This window comes from Shewanella corallii (genome assembly GCF_023349125.1).
Lineage (GTDB): Bacteria > Pseudomonadota > Gammaproteobacteria > Enterobacterales > Shewanellaceae > Shewanella > Shewanella corallii.
This window is the reverse complement of record NZ_JAKIKT010000006.1, coordinates 318,960-335,041: the sequence shown is the minus strand read 5'-3', so window position 1 is coordinate 335,041 and position 16,082 is coordinate 318,960. Positions and strand designations below refer to the sequence as shown.

At 47.9% G+C, this 16,082-nt stretch carries 15 protein-coding genes and 1 rRNA gene; 3 read left to right on the top strand and 13 right to left on the bottom strand.

The window, feature by feature from the left end:
• From L2725_RS16300 to rpe, 4 genes are all read right to left on the bottom strand, one after another.
• Positions 1–206, bottom strand: a 16S ribosomal RNA gene (locus tag L2725_RS16300); the annotation flags it as partial.
• A gap of 793 nt (positions 207–999) precedes the next feature.
• On the bottom strand, positions 1,000–2,001 hold the full coding sequence (gene trpS / locus L2725_RS16295; protein ID WP_249249896.1) for a tryptophan--tRNA ligase: 1,002 nt from the start codon (positions 1,999–2,001) through the stop codon (positions 1,000–1,002).
• 5 nt (positions 2,002–2,006) lie between these two features.
• A complete protein-coding gene (locus L2725_RS16290) occupies positions 2,007–2,702 on the bottom strand; it encodes a phosphoglycolate phosphatase (RefSeq protein WP_249249894.1) in 696 nt (231 codons plus the stop codon).
• Positions 2,702–3,376 (bottom strand): ribulose-phosphate 3-epimerase, encoded by a 675-nt coding sequence (rpe, locus tag L2725_RS16285; RefSeq protein WP_249249893.1) that lies wholly within the window; start codon positions 3,374–3,376, stop codon positions 2,702–2,704. The genes L2725_RS16290 and rpe overlap by 1 nt, the downstream gene beginning before the upstream one ends.
• Before the next feature lie 223 nt (positions 3,377–3,599).
• On the opposite strand from rpe, the gene L2725_RS16280 reads away from it, so the two are divergent.
• Together L2725_RS16280 and L2725_RS16275 are read left to right on the top strand one after the other, a co-directional pair.
• Positions 3,600–3,941 (top strand): hypothetical protein, encoded by a 342-nt coding sequence (locus tag L2725_RS16280; protein ID WP_115136342.1) that lies wholly within the window; start codon positions 3,600–3,602, stop codon positions 3,939–3,941.
• Positions 3,942–4,133 carry a DUF2970 domain-containing protein gene (locus L2725_RS16275; protein WP_249249892.1) on the top strand — a complete coding sequence of 64 codons (192 nt, stop codon included), beginning with the start codon at positions 3,942–3,944 and terminating at the stop codon, positions 4,131–4,133.
• Between the two features lie 21 nt (positions 4,134–4,154).
• On the opposite strand, the gene L2725_RS16270 is transcribed toward L2725_RS16275, so the two are convergent.
• From L2725_RS16270 to L2725_RS16230, 9 genes are all read right to left on the bottom strand, one after another.
• A complete protein-coding gene (locus L2725_RS16270) occupies positions 4,155–4,997 on the bottom strand; it encodes a Dam family site-specific DNA-(adenine-N6)-methyltransferase (protein ID WP_249249891.1) in 843 nt (280 codons plus the stop codon).
• Between the two features lie 70 nt (positions 4,998–5,067).
• Positions 5,068–6,498, bottom strand: coding sequence for an AAA family ATPase (locus tag L2725_RS16265; RefSeq protein ID WP_249249890.1), 1,431 nt, complete (start codon positions 6,496–6,498; stop codon positions 5,068–5,070).
• Positions 6,499–6,510: 12 nt separating this feature from the next.
• Positions 6,511–7,590 (bottom strand): 3-dehydroquinate synthase, encoded by a 1,080-nt coding sequence (gene aroB, locus L2725_RS16260; protein WP_249249889.1) that lies wholly within the window; start codon positions 7,588–7,590, stop codon positions 6,511–6,513.
• Positions 7,591–7,599: 9 nt separating this feature from the next.
• Positions 7,600–8,115 carry a shikimate kinase AroK gene (gene aroK, locus L2725_RS16255; RefSeq protein ID WP_115136347.1) on the bottom strand — a complete coding sequence of 172 codons (516 nt, stop codon included), beginning with the start codon at positions 8,113–8,115 and terminating at the stop codon, positions 7,600–7,602.
• Between the two features lie 240 nt (positions 8,116–8,355).
• Complete coding sequence (locus L2725_RS16250; protein WP_249249888.1) at positions 8,356–10,395, bottom strand: type IV pilus secretin PilQ; 2,040 nt, start codon at positions 10,393–10,395, stop codon at positions 8,356–8,358.
• A gap of 22 nt (positions 10,396–10,417) precedes the next feature.
• On the bottom strand, positions 10,418–10,933 hold the full coding sequence (locus L2725_RS16245; RefSeq protein WP_249249886.1) for a pilus assembly protein PilP: 516 nt from the start codon (positions 10,931–10,933) through the stop codon (positions 10,418–10,420).
• Positions 10,933–11,553 carry a type IV pilus inner membrane component PilO gene (locus L2725_RS16240; RefSeq protein ID WP_115136350.1) on the bottom strand — a complete coding sequence of 207 codons (621 nt, stop codon included), beginning with the start codon at positions 11,551–11,553 and terminating at the stop codon, positions 10,933–10,935. The genes L2725_RS16245 and L2725_RS16240 overlap by 1 nt, the downstream gene beginning before the upstream one ends.
• A complete protein-coding gene (locus tag L2725_RS16235) occupies positions 11,550–12,137 on the bottom strand; it encodes a PilN domain-containing protein (protein ID WP_115136351.1) in 588 nt (195 codons plus the stop codon). Before L2725_RS16235 ends, L2725_RS16240 begins: the two co-directional genes overlap by 4 nt.
• A complete protein-coding gene (locus L2725_RS16230) occupies positions 12,125–13,204 on the bottom strand; it encodes a pilus assembly protein PilM (RefSeq protein ID WP_249249885.1) in 1,080 nt (359 codons plus the stop codon). The genes L2725_RS16235 and L2725_RS16230 overlap by 13 nt, the downstream gene beginning before the upstream one ends.
• A gap of 297 nt (positions 13,205–13,501) precedes the next feature.
• Between L2725_RS16230 and L2725_RS16225 the strand changes: the two genes are divergently transcribed.
• Positions 13,502–16,069, top strand: coding sequence for a penicillin-binding protein 1A (locus L2725_RS16225; RefSeq protein WP_249249884.1), 2,568 nt, complete (start codon positions 13,502–13,504; stop codon positions 16,067–16,069).
• The last annotated feature ends 13 nt before the right edge of the window (positions 16,070–16,082 follow it).

The window sequence follows — 16,082 nt, the reverse complement described above, 5'->3', positions numbered from 1 at the left end:
GTCCCCTCCTTTCCCCCGTAGGGCGTATGCGGTATTAGCAGTCGTTTCCAACTGTTATCCCCCTCGAATGGGCAAATTCCCAGGCATTACTCACCCGTCCGCCGCTCGTCAGCAAAGTAGCAAGCTACTTTCTGTTACCGCTCGACTTGCATGTGTTAGGCCTGCCGCCAGCGTTCAATCTGAGCCATGATCAAACTCTTCAATTAAAGTTTTGGTTGTTCGGCTTACGCCAAACTGCTCAATGAATTCTGTTCAATTTGTTTCTACTTTTAGAAAGTAAAATCAAATCTGCATGCTGCGCGAACTTCGTTCATTGATGTCTCCACTATCTCTTACAAGAAAGGAGAGAATAAGTCTTTGTCGACCTCATCAACTACTGTGAATGTCCACACAGATTTGCTTGTCTGTCTAATTGTTAAAGAGCGTTTCGGAAGTTCGTTTCGTTCCGAAGAGGCTGCGTATTCTACGCTTCAAACCTCTTTCGTCAAGCGCTTTTTTGAAGAAGATTTTCAAGCGGTTAATTTGTGACCAGAGGTCGTTTTCAACACTGCTTTTCCATCTCTTCAGCTCTTGCCGCCCTGACCTGCAAACCGCGCCGTTTGTCGCTGTGTGCCGTGTCAGTGAGGGCGCATTATAGGGAGCTAATTCGTTTGCGCAAGCGCTTTTTCGCAGAAAAATGCACTTTTTAGCAAATACTTACTTACCCCCTAACTGGGCACATCATGCCCACCTGTTATCCACCAAATTATCCACAATCGGTGTTTTTGGCTGCCACCGTCCCATCGACAACCCAGCCAAGCAGTCACATCAAATTCGGTTTCAACAGGCCGGACGAATAAAGATAGCGTAGTTTTCGAACAGGTAAAGCTTACTATGGGGAATATCTGCCAAATGAAAACGACGTTTGCTGACAGACATCATTTAATCACTTGAGAGTTGGGATAAAATTTGGACAAAAAAATACCAGCCTGGGCTGGTATTTTTTCATTCTGATTATGACTAGATGATCAGACCGATCTTCTCATATACGTCTTTAACTGTTTTCTCGGCACGAGCCTGCGCCTTCTCCGCGCCATCACGCATTACCTGATTAAGGAATGCCTGATCAGCACGATACTGACGGTAACGCTCCTGCAATGGTTCCAGCATAGCAACTACTGCTTCGCCAGTTGCGACCTTAAGTTGACCGTACATAGCCTGATCAGCATATTCAGCTTCAATATCAGCAATAGTCCGACCGGTGACACCAGACAGAATGCTCATCAGATTAGCGATACCAGGCTTGTTTTCGATGTCATAGCGAATAACCGGAGGGTTATCACCATCAGTCATAGCCTTCTTAAACTTCTTCAGTACTGCTTTTGGATCTTCCAACAGGCCAACCACATTGTTGCGGTTGTCATCGGATTTGGACATCTTCTTGGTCGGATCCTGCAGTGACATTACCCGGGCACCCTCTTTTGGAATAAAAGGCTCAGGGATAGTAAAAGTGTCACCATAGATATTATTGAAGCGAGTCGCGATATCCCGAGTCAGTTCCAGGTGTTGCTTCTGATCCTGACCAACCGGAATTTCGTTAGCCTGATACAGCAGGATATCAGCAGCCATCAATACAGGATAACCAAACAGACCTACGTTAATGTTATTGGCATGCTTCTGAGACTTATCCTTAAATTGAGTCATCCGATTCAATTCGCCCATTTGCGCGTAACAGTTCAGTGCCCAGCCCAGCTGAGTGTGCTGAGGTACATGGGACTGAATGAATACGGTGCTTTTTTGTGGGTCAACACCACAAGCCAGATAAAGAGCCAGAGTATCCAGACAGGCTTCACGAAGTTTGACTGGATCCTGCCTGACAGTAATTGCGTGCAAATCTACAACACAATAGAGGCAATCATGGCTGTCCTGCATGGCAACCCACTGACGCAGTGCACCCAGGTAGTTACCAATGGTCAATTCACCGGACGGCTGGGCGCCGCTAAGTACTATGGGTTTAGTCATCGCTGTTAATGCTCCAATACTGCCTGGCGAGATTCTAGTATCGCCAAAATTTCAGAAAAATCGTTACATACGGCATCAGGGCCGCAGAGCCCAATATCTTCACCGTAGTTATAGCCATAGGTCAAGCCAATAGAGGCAGCACCAGCTGCTTTAGCCGCCAAAATATCATTTCGGGAATCACCAACCATCAGGAGTTGGTTAGCAGTAATGCCAAATTCACTTATCACTTTCTGCAGCGGTAGGGGATTGGGCTTCATATCCGCCAACGAGTCCCCTCCCAAAACCAGACAGAAATAGTTATCCAATCCGAAGGCCTGCAGCAAAGGAACAGTAAAGCGGTAGGGTTTATTGGTAACCAAAGCCATGGGATATCCTTGCGCTTTCAACACATCCAAAACCGCTACTACATCTGGATATAATCGGCTGTGCTTTTCAAGGTGCTCTTGATAATGCTGCATAAACTTTGGCATTGCATTATCCAGGTATTCATCGGATACATCAGTGTCCATAGACCAACTCAGCGCACGTTTCATCAAGATGCGTGCACCATTACCAACCCAGCTTCTCACTTGCTGTTCACTGCATAAAGGAAGAGTCAGTTCCTTCAGCGTTGCCTGGGTTGCCGCAGCCAGGTCCGGCACACTGTCGATCAGAGTACCATCAAGGTCGAAAGCTATCGCTTTGATATCAGAGGGGTTCATTATGCGTCTACTTTGGCAAGTTCAGCCCGCATATCATCAATCACAGCTTTATAGTCAGGCTGGTTGAAGATGGCACTGCCTGCCACAAACATATCAGCACCCGCAGCTGCGATTTCGCCAATGTTGTCAGTCTTGACGCCACCGTCCACTTCCAGACGGATGTCGAATCCGCTGGCATCAATGCGGGCTCGTACTTCACGCAGCTTATCCAGCGTAGAAGGGATAAATGATTGACCACCAAAGCCTGGGTTTACAGACATCAGCAAGATCACGTCCAGCTTATCCATCACATAATCCAGATAATGCAATGGTGTTGCCGGGTTAAAGACCAGGCCAGCTTTACAGCCATGGCTTTTGATAAGCTGAAGTGTGCGATCAAGATGCTCTGAGGCTTCCGGATGGAAAGTAATAATAGAAGCACCAGCTTTTGCGAAGTCCGGAATAATTCGGTCCACCGGCTTTACCATCAAATGAACATCAATATCCGCGGTAATACCGTAATCCCTGAGCGCCTTACATACCATTGGGCCAATAGTCAGATTAGGCACATAGTGGTTATCCATTACATCAAAGTGGACAACATCAGCACCGGCATCCAGCACGGCTTGAACATCATCTCCCAAACGGGCGAAATCAGCAGACAAAATAGAGGGAGCAATCAGGTAAGGGCGCATTGAGATCTCACAAACTTATAGGTGGGTTATTATTCGGCCATTTTACTACCCGAACCATCGACATCTCCACCCCCAAACGGAAATTCATAGCACTAACACGCTGTTTCGGAAGGCTGAACAAGACTCAATATCACGATGTTTAAAAAACAGTCAGCCGCTGATATACTCAAGTATCAACTGTGCTTCATCATGATGTAGAAGTAATTCGATCAGGAAGGTCAAAATGGCGGAACTAAAGAATACAGGGCGTAAGCGTTTGCTTAAATCTGTGCTGGCAACAGCCACCCCGGCTTTGCTGTTTCTTGCCGTAAGTGTTTCTGACTCATCGGTTTCATCTGAGGAACTTCAGGCTTGTGTTTGTGATGGCAAGGTAAGCTACAGCAATAACCTTCCAGCAAGCCACCCCAAAAATCGTTGTGCAACCGAGCGTCAGGATGTCAGCTGGTTTGGTTGGCTTACAGGGAAAAATGGCACCAGCCAATTTCACTTTGTTGACCTGTTTGAACTTCTGTACAAAAAGCACAACAAACCTACGCCACCCCAACGTGGCTTGATGGACGAGTAAGTGCAAAGGTTCTGGCAGATTTTCTCAAGCACACTGGCAGCCTTTTTTGGCGTTCAAAAAGAGGCAAACCGCCAACGGGACTTTCAGGATGCCTCCCCGCTTCCCTATATATTTATGGGGATAATTCTTGCCGCTGGATTAGTGCTTTTGCTGGTTCTGATAGTGCAACAAGTACTACCACAGTCATCCTAACATCCTAGCATTTCAGACGTCTCAGCTCAAAGCCTCGGTGTGGTAAGTCTCATCGTATAGAGCCATCAGCTCATCAACTTTAACCCGGCCACTACCTTTCTGGCTGATATTCCGCTGTACCTTGATGGCTTCGAAGCGGGCACCATGATAAAGCTCCCGGGTCAGGGGGATATCATGATTACTGATAAGCACCGGGATCCCTTTTTCCAGTGCTATATGACGGGAATAACGGGCCAGCAGCGCCTGGTCATCAAGAGAGAAACCTGCACCGACATAAGTTGTGAAGCTCGCAGTAGTAGATAAGGGCGCATATGGCGGGTCGCAATAGATGACATCGCCACCGGACGCCATCTCAAAAGCCTGCTCGTAACTGATGCAAAGAAACTCCGCTTTTTGCGCTTTTTCGGCGAAAGCCAGAATCTCTTTCTCCGGGAAATAAGGCTTCTTGTATGATCCAAAGGGTACGTTGAATTCACCTTTACGGTTATAACGACAAAGGCCATTAAAACCATGGCGATTCAGGTACAGGAAATACACCGAGCGCTTAAATGGATCTCTGGAGGCATTAAACTTCTTACGTACATCATAGTAGGCCTCTTTATCGTTCATCTTGTCGACAAACATGGCCTTAGCAGCCTTGATGTACTCTTCAGGGCGATGCTTCACTATATTGTAAAGCTCAATCAGATCGCGGTTGATATCACACAGCAAATAGCTGTCGTAATTGGTGTTCAGGAATACAGATCCTGCACCAACAAAAGGTTCGATCAGACGTTTGCCTTGCGGCAGGTGACGGTTCAGGGCATCAACCAATTTAAATTTACCGCCAGCCCACTTAAGGAAGGCCCTGTTTTTTATGCTCATTTAATCTGATCAACGCCCAAAACAAAAAGAGTTGAAGATTGTACTCTGTTTGCCATCAAAATTCACGGACTCAGGGCTGATAGACACGGTACCCCTTCATACCTGACCATTTTCGCACCCAGGGAGCTGCCAAACCGTATTGAGTCATTAACGCCTTAGCCTTTGCATCTGCTTCACTTCTGGTCTCAAACTCCCCAATGACCACCAAAAACCAATCCCCATCTTTCAGTACAATCAGGTCGGCCTCATTAGATAAACTTTCCATGACATCCTGAAGTGACCTTGGTTGTTTTACGCTGGCCAACTGTAACCCAAAACCTGCTTCAGGCAACTTATTACCAGCGGCTCCCGCTGCATCAGCAGAAATATCCGAAGCAGAGGTTTCTGCCACGGGAATCTCAACGTCAGCTTTAGACGCTGCCAACTCCCTTTGATTTGTGATCAAATTAGCCCCCGATGGAGAGACCTCCTGTGCAGTGTTTGCCTCCGGCTTCGTTCCACCTTTCTTTTCAGGCATACGGCCGGTATCTGCCATTAAGTTAGCTGACTCAGAGGAAGGCTTCGCATCCTTATCGCCTGAACCTGTCGTTAGCCCCAACTCCTCTTGAGGTATAAGCTCTCTCGGAGCCTGCTCTTGTAAAATCTGCTGGGGCCAAACACCTGAATACCTACCGGCAAGAGCATCAAGACCACTATTACTTAGCGTAAGATAATGAGTTTCCGTAGGCTCACCGACCTCTACCACGGGCTTGTCCAACCACCAAATTAGGCCTGCTACTGACACCATCAGCATGACAATTAGGATCCAGAGCCAATATCGAACGCCAGATTGCTCTTCTGCTGGGCTGAGGGCTCGCTCCAACAAGGCAACAACCTCTTGCGGACTACCGGATTGTCGAGCCAATTGATCAGCGATAATAGATGCTGGCAAAAATGCACTTTCGCCGCATCTGCTGAGCAGCAGTTGAAACAAGACTTCCCGCTCGGTGAGAGGTAATGACCCTATCTGAACATTGAGCATCATACCTTGCTGCTCCGTGTTCATCTGACCGGCCAGCTCAATCAAAAACTCAGGAGTAGCAGTAAAAGTCAAAGATATGGGTTTGCCGCCACATTCCAACTGACTCAACACCAGGCACTCAGCCCATAGTGTCAAAGGCAGTAGATGAGCATCGTCAATAATAATATGGAGAGGTTGATTCAGATCTTTCTTTAGCCGAAACAGGGTCTCAGCCAGAGGGTGCTCATCATCAAAGATCGGTGATGATGTTAGCTGAATAAGGATTTTACGGCGTATTTCTGCACAATCAGCGTGTGCCGGACAGGTTACCAAGGCTGAGTTATAGCCCTCAAGCTCATCAGCCAACGCGGTAATGAGCGTAGTTTTCCCAGCCCCTGTAGTACCAACCACAACCTGAAGTTGCCTGGTATAACTGGCATTCAAATGAAGACGTTGTAACAGGGCTTCCTGAGATGGAAGCAAAGCAAACGCAGCCGACAAAGAGAACCTTCCCTATCCGTGGCGGCGTATCACCTCTTCCAGCAGGGAATCGTCATTATGTTTGACGACCTCTGAGCTGCCAATATCAGTTGGCAACACCAGACGCAATTGCCCGGCCAGTACTTTTTTGTCACGCCGCATATGTTTGATGAAACTATTAAAGTCCATGGAAGCCGGAGCTTTGACTGGCAAGTCAAATGCTGCGATCAAAGCTTTAATACGACAGAGTTTTGACTCTTCCAGCATATCCATGGCCACAGCCGTTTCTGCTGCAAGAACCATTCCAGCAGCGACCGCTTCGCCGTGCAGCCATTCGCCATAACCCATTTCAGCTTCAATAGCATGACCAAAGGTGTGACCGAGATTCAACAGCGCTCTGACACCACGCTCAGTTTCATCCTCAGCCACCACTTCAGCTTTAATCTCACAACAGCGCTTAATGGTATAAACCAAAGCCTGGGGTTCCAGCGCCTTTAGCGCATCAACATGTTGCTCAAGATAATCGAATAACTCAGCATCCCAGATGATGCCGTACTTAATCACTTCAGCCATGCCAGCAGCAAATTCACGGGGGGGTAAAGTTTTCAGGCAATCAGTATCTATCACCACCTGTTTGGGCTGATAGAAAGCACCGATCATATTCTTCCCCAGAGGATGATTCACCGCGGTTTTACCACCGACAGAGGAGTCCACCTGAGAAAGTAATGTCGTAGGTACCTGAATGAAGTCAACACCACGCTGATAACAAGCAGCAGCAAATCCGGTCATATCACCGATAACGCCACCACCAAGGGCAATGAGTACGCAATCGCGAGCCAGGTTATGCTCAAGAGCAGCAGTGTAAATTTTGTCCAGCCATTCGAGTGTTTTGAACTGCTCACCATCAGGTAATTGAACAACCTGAGTTCGGGCAATTTCACTGATACAGGACTGAAGAGAGTCTAGATAGAGGGGAGCGACCGTTTCGTTGGTCACAATGAGAACATCTTTATTATGCAGGAGGCGGGACCAGGTCCCGCTCACTGTCATCAAATTCTGGCCGATAAATATGGGATAACTGCGTTCATCTAAATCAACCTGAATTTGCTGCATTTTCCTGCCTTAGAAGCCGAGTTGCTCGATAATCTGATTTGCGACAACTTTTGCACTCTGGTCGTCAGTCTTAACGATCAGATCCGCAATTTCCTCATATAGAGGATTGCGAGCTTCAGCCAGATTTTCGAGTACTTCACGAGGATCATCCACCTGCAGCAGTGGACGACGCTTGTCACGCTGAGTGCGTGCAACTTGTTTGTCGATAGTGGTTTCAAGATAAACAACAATGCCTCTGGCAGAGAGGAAATTGCGGATATCTTTACTCTGCACGGAACCGCCACCGGTCGCCAGTACAATGCCCTGCATTTCAGTCAGGTCAGCGATGACCTGAGCTTCACGACGACGAAATCCTTCTTCGCCCTCGACATCGAATACCCAGCCGATATCAGCACCGGTACGGTGTTCAATTTCCTGATCTGAGTCGTGGAACTGTAGATGGAGCATCTGTGCCAGATGACGGCCAATGGTACTTTTACCAGCGCCCATAGGGCCAACCAAAAAGATATTACGTTTTTCAGCCATTTCTTATACGTCTGAATCTATGAAAATGTGCCTATGCCAGCTCAGGGAGCGAACCAGCCAATGATTTGTTACCTTGCTCTAAAGAGACTTGACCGTGGATTATCTCAGCTTAGCGCTGGAAAAGGCAAGCAAAGCTCAGGATTTATCCTTGGATTGGTGAGTTAGCTGACAGTTTTCAGCAGTTCACTGTGCACTAGAAACCCGGCATGATAGCCGGGTTTCTCTCGTTCCGGGGCAGGTTTAGATAGCTTCGGTAACAATTTTTGGCGTTACGAAAATAAGCAATTCCTGCCTTTCGTTCTGATCCGTGGAATTTCTGAACATTAGCCCAAGATAAGGAATATCACCCAGCAGAGGCACCTTGCTCACACGGCTGATCAGACTTTGCTGGTAGATGCCGCCCAACACAATGGTCTCACCATTATCCACTAACACCTGGGTGCCAATACGCTGAGTATCAATTGCCACCGCAGGTCCGGTTGGGGTATCTACCGTAGTACCCTGCGAATCCTGAGTGATTTCCAGATCCAGAATAACCCGGTTATCCGGAGTAATCTGTGGAGTCACCCGCAACGACAATACCGCCTTTTTAAAGGTTACAGACGTCGCACCACTGGATGTGGACTGCACATAAGGAATCTCAACACCCTGCTCAATATAGGCTGACTTCTGGTTCGACGTGGTGATGCGCGGGCTGGCAATAATCTCACCCTTATTTTCCTGCTCAAGGGCACTCAGTTCCAAATCCAGCACGGTACCGTCAGACAGCTTGGCCACGTGAAAAGCGATACTGCTTGGGTTGCTCACCGCGGCAGGTAGGTTGACGTTCAGCCTGTCATCAATGGATGGGATAACACCACTGGCAATATCACCTGCACCTTCCAAAGAGCCGGAAGTCCCCTTGTTACCCTGCTGATCTGTAATGCCCCAACGGATACCAATATCTTCAGATACATCGTCTTTCACCGTCACCATGCGCGATTCAATCAGCACCTGACGAATCGGTACATCCAACACCTCCACCAGGCGGCTGATACTTTGCAGGCTGTCAGCAGTATCCTTAACCAACAGTGTATTGGTACGCTCATCCACGGCAACCGAACCTCTTGAGGAGAGCAGGCTGGAGTCAGCACCTTTCAGCAGTTCGGCAATATCATTGGCCTTGGCATAATTAATCTGCAGGAATTCGGAATAGAGAGGGGCCAACTCCTTCACTTCCTGCTTGTTCTTCAATTGCTGGCTTTCACGAATGGCAATCTCCTCCGCAGGAGCCACCATCAGGATATTGCCTTCAATACGCTTATCCAGACCTTTGGTTTGCAAAATCAAATCCAAAGCCTGATCCCAGGGCACATCATCCAGTCTCAGGGTAATGTCCCCTTCGACCGTGTCGCTGGTCACCAAGTTGAAGTTGTTATAGTCGGCGATAATCTGCAAAACAGTGCGGACAGGAATGCTTTGGAAGTTCAAAGATAACGCCTTGCCGTCATACTTTTTCTCTTCCTTGGCAACAACCTTGGACTGTTTAACCTTGTCGATATCCAGAACAAAGACGCTGCCTTGCTGCTGGTGTTGGTATTCATAGGCTCCGGAAACATCAACCAGGATGCGGGTAGTCAGGTCATCACGGAAAGTTTCAAAGCTGGTGACCGGCGTAGCAAAGTCCTGCACATCCATGACATACAGCAGATCATTTGGAATAGAAGTATTAAAGAACTTAAGTTCCAGCTTGGCACCAATCTGTTCAACATCCACAGCCACTGAGGCGTTGTCCATTTTCACCATTAACTTACCACCACCTTCAGCATTACGGCGAAAATCAATGTTATCTACACCGTTAATGAAGGAGATATCTTTTTCCTTTCCTGCCGATACCGCATCGTTAATGGTCAGGCGGTAGACTTTGCCATCGACGCTCGCCTGATAGGGCTTAACCTTCTCAAGATTCACTGTGACCTGAAGATCGTCCCCCAGTTGGTCTGTGACCAAATTGGTTACATCATACTTTTCAATTGGGATATCACGCTTTTGCAGCGCCGTGGTGGTATCAGAAAACTGGAGCATCAACTGATTTGAATCCAACAGCACCTCAGGCTTCTCAATTACGTCGCTGAATACAAATTCAAACTCAACCTGATGGTCGACCACAGAGTTATATTTAACGTCCACCAATTGATTGGCGGCCATAGCTCCGGGAAGTCCTCCAATCACCAGCAAGCAGCCCATCAGGCACTTACCGGTCAAGCTTTGAACCAATTTGTTCAAGGTAGAAAATTCCATGATACCCTCGTCCTTCCCAGGATTATTCGCCGCTCAATTCCATATTGCTGGATCTCTCTGTCCAACAACCGGAACCATCCGGAACCAATTCAGTTATTGCAATATTTCTTTCTGTTACTGACGCAATTTGTCCATGATACAGGCCAAGGAAATCACCACGGCCAAGACGGTAAACATTACCATCACTGCTTTGCACCAACGCCCAAATTACATCGCCTTCAGTTAGCGTTCCGCGCATTCTCAGGTTATCCAGCGCATAGGTCTCCAGCCGACTCTTACGACGCTGCAGATCCGGCTGCAGGCAATCTTTGCTGGTATCGATCACCTCTTCGGTCAGCTCTCTGGAAGGAGGAACAAAAGGACTGCGCAACAATTCACTCTGATAGCTGAAATGCTCAAACTTGGGTGTTTCCTTTAAAGGCGGAATATACGCCACATGTTGAGCCTTGGTCGTAGTTACAAACAGCTCCAAATCACTGCGGTCACCACTACAACCACTGACCATTAAAACCAAAAAAGCCAAGGTAAGATAACGCATTACTTACCTCCCTTTTTTCTCTTCTTAGGTGGCAGTTCTGCTCCCTCTTTAAATCTGTAAGTTCTCGCCTGAATATCCATCTTCAGCAAACCATTACCCTGCTTGGTAATAGTAAAATCATGTAGGCTGACAATCCGTGGCAATCTTGCCACTCCTGCAACCATATTACCCAGCTGGTGATAATCGCCGACGACCGACATATTGATTGGAAACTCCTGATAGAATTCCCGATCGATCTCAGTCTCCCAGTCAAGGCTCTTCATTTTCAAGCCAGCATCGGTCGCCACAAAGGTCAAGTCATCCAACAGACCGGGCATTTCATTCTGAGAAGGCAGCATCTTTAGCAGCTCAGCAAACTGAACTTCCATCTCCGCTAATTGTTCACGGTAAAGCTTCAGGTTAGCGGCGAGCTGATACTTGGTTTTGAAATCGGTTCTCAGCTGCTGCTCGGTGCGCTCCTCGCGAGAAAGTCTGTCTAACGCGTCAGACATGAAAAAGAAGTAACCACCCAACACTACACAGAAAGCCAGGAAAACGGCAAATACCACTTTAACCTTAGTCGGCCAGCCACCTATATTTTCAAAATCGATATCATTGAAGTCACTAAGATCTATCTTCATTTGCTGGTTCCCTCATTTGATCCAGCAAGCTCTTTTAGCTGTTGTTCGTTAATAACTGAAATGTTGAGGTTAAACCGCTGCAGTTGTCTCATCGCTTCCGCCTGAGAAACAATTGACTGCATATTGGGCTCGCGCAGCCAGGGGGAAGTCTCCACCTTACGCATCATGTTGGCCACGTTATTATTTGACTCACTGCGACCATCAATCCAAAGCATGCTGCCCTTTTTCTCAATACTGTTTAAGTAGATTCCAGGCGGCACGATACGAACTACTTCATCCAGCACATGGGTAGGCAAGTTTCTGGCCTGCTGAAGATCCAGAATAATCTCAGTTCGACGTTCGATATCTTTTTTGCGGTCGCGTATTTCACGGATCTCAGCAATCTGCTTTTCCAGCAAGCTGATCTCACTTTTCAGATATTGGTTACGGCCCCTCTGCTCATCTGTCATCAAATCAATAACTGTCAAAGACAAATAAACCAGTAAACTGCTCACTAAAAACACCAGCACAAGAATGCCAATATATTCGCGCTGCTGTTTCTCCCTGGCCTCTTCACGCCAGGGTAGCAGGTTTATGTTCGCCATTGACCGTAACTCCTCAGCGCCAGGCCACAGGCCACCATATATTTACTGATATCCTGTGACAGATTGTTCATAACTACTTCGTCAGCGTGCAAACAACCCTGAAATGGATTAGCAACCATGGTGAGGGTTCCCAGCTCATTGGTCAGCAGGTTGGCCATTCCTTCGAGCAGTGAAGTTCCGCCACAAAGGACGATATAGTCAACTTTGTCCTGATCACTTGAAGTGCAATAAATTTGCAAAGTACGTTTGATTTGCTGAACCAGTTGAGTCTGGAATGGAGCCAGCACTTCAAACATATAATTGCGGGGCAAATCGCCTGATACTTTGGCTTTTTCGGCCTGTTCATAAGACATGCCGTAGAAAGAGAGTATGGACTGGGTAAACTGCTCACCACCAAATGCCTGCTCCCTTACGAATACAGTTTCACCATTATCTACTACGGCAAAGGTCGTAATATTGGCACCGATATCCACCAGAGCAATAACCTTGTTCTGGGCACCTTCCGGCAACTGTTCATATATTAGTTGGGCAGAGCGTCCCAGCGCATAGCCCTCAACATCAACCACTTTGGCTTCGAGGGTAATAGCATCCAGAGCGTCGACTCTGGCATCAATAATTTCTGTGCGGCAGGCACTGAGCAAAACATCAACTTTGGAGGGGTCGGTACTGTTTACTCTCTGAGTTTCGAAATCGATGCTGACTTCGTCGAGGGAATAAGGGATTAGATTGTCTGCCTCAATCTCTATTTGAGCTTCCATCTCTGCTTCACTCAGAGAAGCATCCATATAGATCACTTTAGTGATAACAGCACTGCCGGACACTGCAACTGAAGCGAACTTAACGCCTCGGGGTAACTGCTTGGAAATTTGGCGCAGACTTTCAACCACAGCATCAGAGTCCCTGATATCATGATCATTGACCGCGCCCTTTTTTACCGGGACGCTGGCAAAACCCTCAATCTTATATCCATCTGCCGTCTGCTCAAGCAACATAGCCTTAACATCGTGCGAACCGATATCAATTCCGACCATTTGCGGAGCCTGACGCTTCCATAACTTAGCGAACATAGTCCTTTGCCAAATCTGTTATTTTTAGTTACCCAGCTTTGCTAGCGTAGCACATTTATCATAGGTTATAACCATTTGTCCCAAATGTTACCAGCTTTACTTAGCGATGAAAGCCGCAAAATTATTCCTACACGAGCAAAAACAATCATTGCCTTCTCATTTACCTTAATTTTGCCAGTAAGCCTCTACTTTATATAGATAAATCGTTAATAAGGTGCAACTTGGGCTATTTTGCTTCACCCATACACAGGTGGTCGATATAATTACTGGCTTTAAAATTCGCAACGGGATAATTCAGTGAAGTGGATAAAACGTGCCTTAATTGCTTTCTTTAGCCTGGCCATATTAGGTATTGGGGCAATTCTGGCTGCATATCTGTATGTAAAACCGGATTTGCCAAATGTCGCTACACTGAAGACAGTAAAACTGCAAACACCTCTGCGTGTTTTCAGTCAGGACGGTCTGCTGATTTCCCAATTTGGTGAAAAGCGCCGTATCCCGGTATCTCTTGATGAGGTGCCCAAGCCACTAATTCAGGCGATTCTTGCCACAGAAGACGCCAGATTCTACGAACACCATGGTATCGACCCCATAGGCATTATGCGGGCTGCCTTTGTTTTGGCGACAACAGGCCAGAAACGTCAGGGCGCAAGTACCATTACCATGCAGGTTGCCAGAAACTTCTTCCTTACCCGTGACAAAACCTATATCCGTAAGATCAAAGAGATCTTTATTGCTATCCATATAGAGCAGCTGTTGTCCAAGGATGAAATTCTTGAACTGTATATCAACCGCATCTATCTCGGTCAGCGGGCCTACGGTTTTGGCGCCGCGGCTCAGGTGTATTATGGTAAGACCCTGAAAGAGCTGACGCTGGCACAGCAGGCTATGCTTGCCGGTTTGCCAAAAGCTCCCTCATCTATGAACCCTATCTCCTCTCCAACCCGTGGTGAAAACCGCCGTAATGTAGTGTTGGGACGTATGCAGGAAGTGGGCTTTATCACCCAAGCCGAATATCAGGAAGCCGTAAATGCTCCGGTTACCGCCCGTTACCATGGCGCCGAGATCGACCTTTATGCACCTTATATCTCGGAAATGGTACGTGACTATATGGTGCAGAAGTATGGTGAAGAGGAAGCCTACACTGGCGGTTACGATGTCTACACCACGATAGATTCAAAGCTGCAGCAAATGGCGCAAAAAGCATTGAGAAACAATGTCTACGCCTATGATGAGCGCCATGGTTACCGTGGCCCGGCCGCAGTACTATGGACAGATAGCAAACCCGCTGATGAACAGATTCAGGCTGAACTTGGCAAAGTTGCTTCAATCAATGAGCTTGAACCCGCAGCGGTCGTTAACCTTGAAGAGCAAACGGCTCAGGTACTAATGGCAAATGGCGAGCTTCATACCCTGAATTGGGATGGTCTCAAGTGGGCCCGCAGCTATATCAATGACAAAAAACAGGGGCCTTTGCCTAAAACCGCAGCGCAAATCCTGAAAGTAGGTGAGCGTGTCTGGGTTCGCAATAATGGCAAAGAGTGGCAGCTTGCTCAGGTTCCGGAGGTATCCAGTGCCGTGGTATCTCTGAACCCGGACGATGGTGCTATCCGCACCCTGGTGGGTGGCTTCAGTTTCACCCAAAGTCAGTACAACCGTGTCACTCAGGCCAAACGTCAGCTGGGCTCCAATATTAAGCCTTTTATCTATGCCGCTGCACTGGAGAAAGACTACACATTGGCGACCCTGATCAACAATGCGCCAATCAACGAACCGGATATCAGTCAGGGGATCGCCTGGAGACCAAAGAACTCACCAAACGTCTACGGTGGCCCAACCCGTCTGCGTATGGGGTTGGCTCAATCCATCAACGTAATGTCAGTTCGTGCCATGCGTCATGTGGGGCTGGATAACACGATCCGTAAGCTGGTTGACTTTGGGTTTGACCCGGCTGATCTGCCCCGCAACGAATCCATCGCCCTGGGTTCAGCTTCTGTTACGCCAATGCAGGTAGTTGCTGCTTTCGGTGTTTTCGCCAATGGTGGTTACCTGGTTGAACCTTACTATATTGAGCGGATCCAGAATGCCGAGGGCGATGTGATTGAGAAAGCCAATCCGACGCTGGCATGCAAACCGGTAGAGAAAACCGATGAAACATCTCTTTTGGCGGATGCAGCCAAAGACGCAGGAGAAGCTGTGATTGCAGCGACTCACGAGACGGAACTTCAGCAGCTTGAGCAGGACTCTGCGCCTCTGTCCCCATGTGAAGTGCCAGAGAATCGCCATGCAAGGCAGGTTGTTTCAGAGCAGGATGCCTTCCTGATAACTGATACCCTCAAGAGTGTTATCTGGGGTGGTGGTAACTGGAGCAAAGGCACAGGTTGGAATGGTACAGCCTGGCGCGCCGCGCGCGTGGTTAAACGCCATGATATCGCGGGTAAGACAGGTACCACCAACGAATCCCGCGATACCTGGTTCAGTGGTTTCTCACCGGATCTGGTCACCACGGTTTGGGTAGGCTTCGACGACCATGGCCGCGAACTTGGCCGCACAACCTGGCGTGAGAATGGTCCAAAAGACCAGATCTCAGGTGCAGAATCGGGCGCTAAAACTGCTGGCCCGGGCTGGAATGAGTTTATGCGTGATGCATTGGCCGGTACCCCGGAAAAACCCGGAATGCCACCAGAGGGCATCATTTCAGTGAGAATCGACAGGGATACAGGCAAACTGACCCATAAGACAGATTACACCACCAGGTTTGAGTACTTCGTTGATGGTACTCAACCCAAAGAGTACGCCACTGAGGCGCAGCCCAATAATGAGCTGTTTGACGATACCCCGGTATCAGACGACCTGTTTCAATAACAGATCTCCAAAC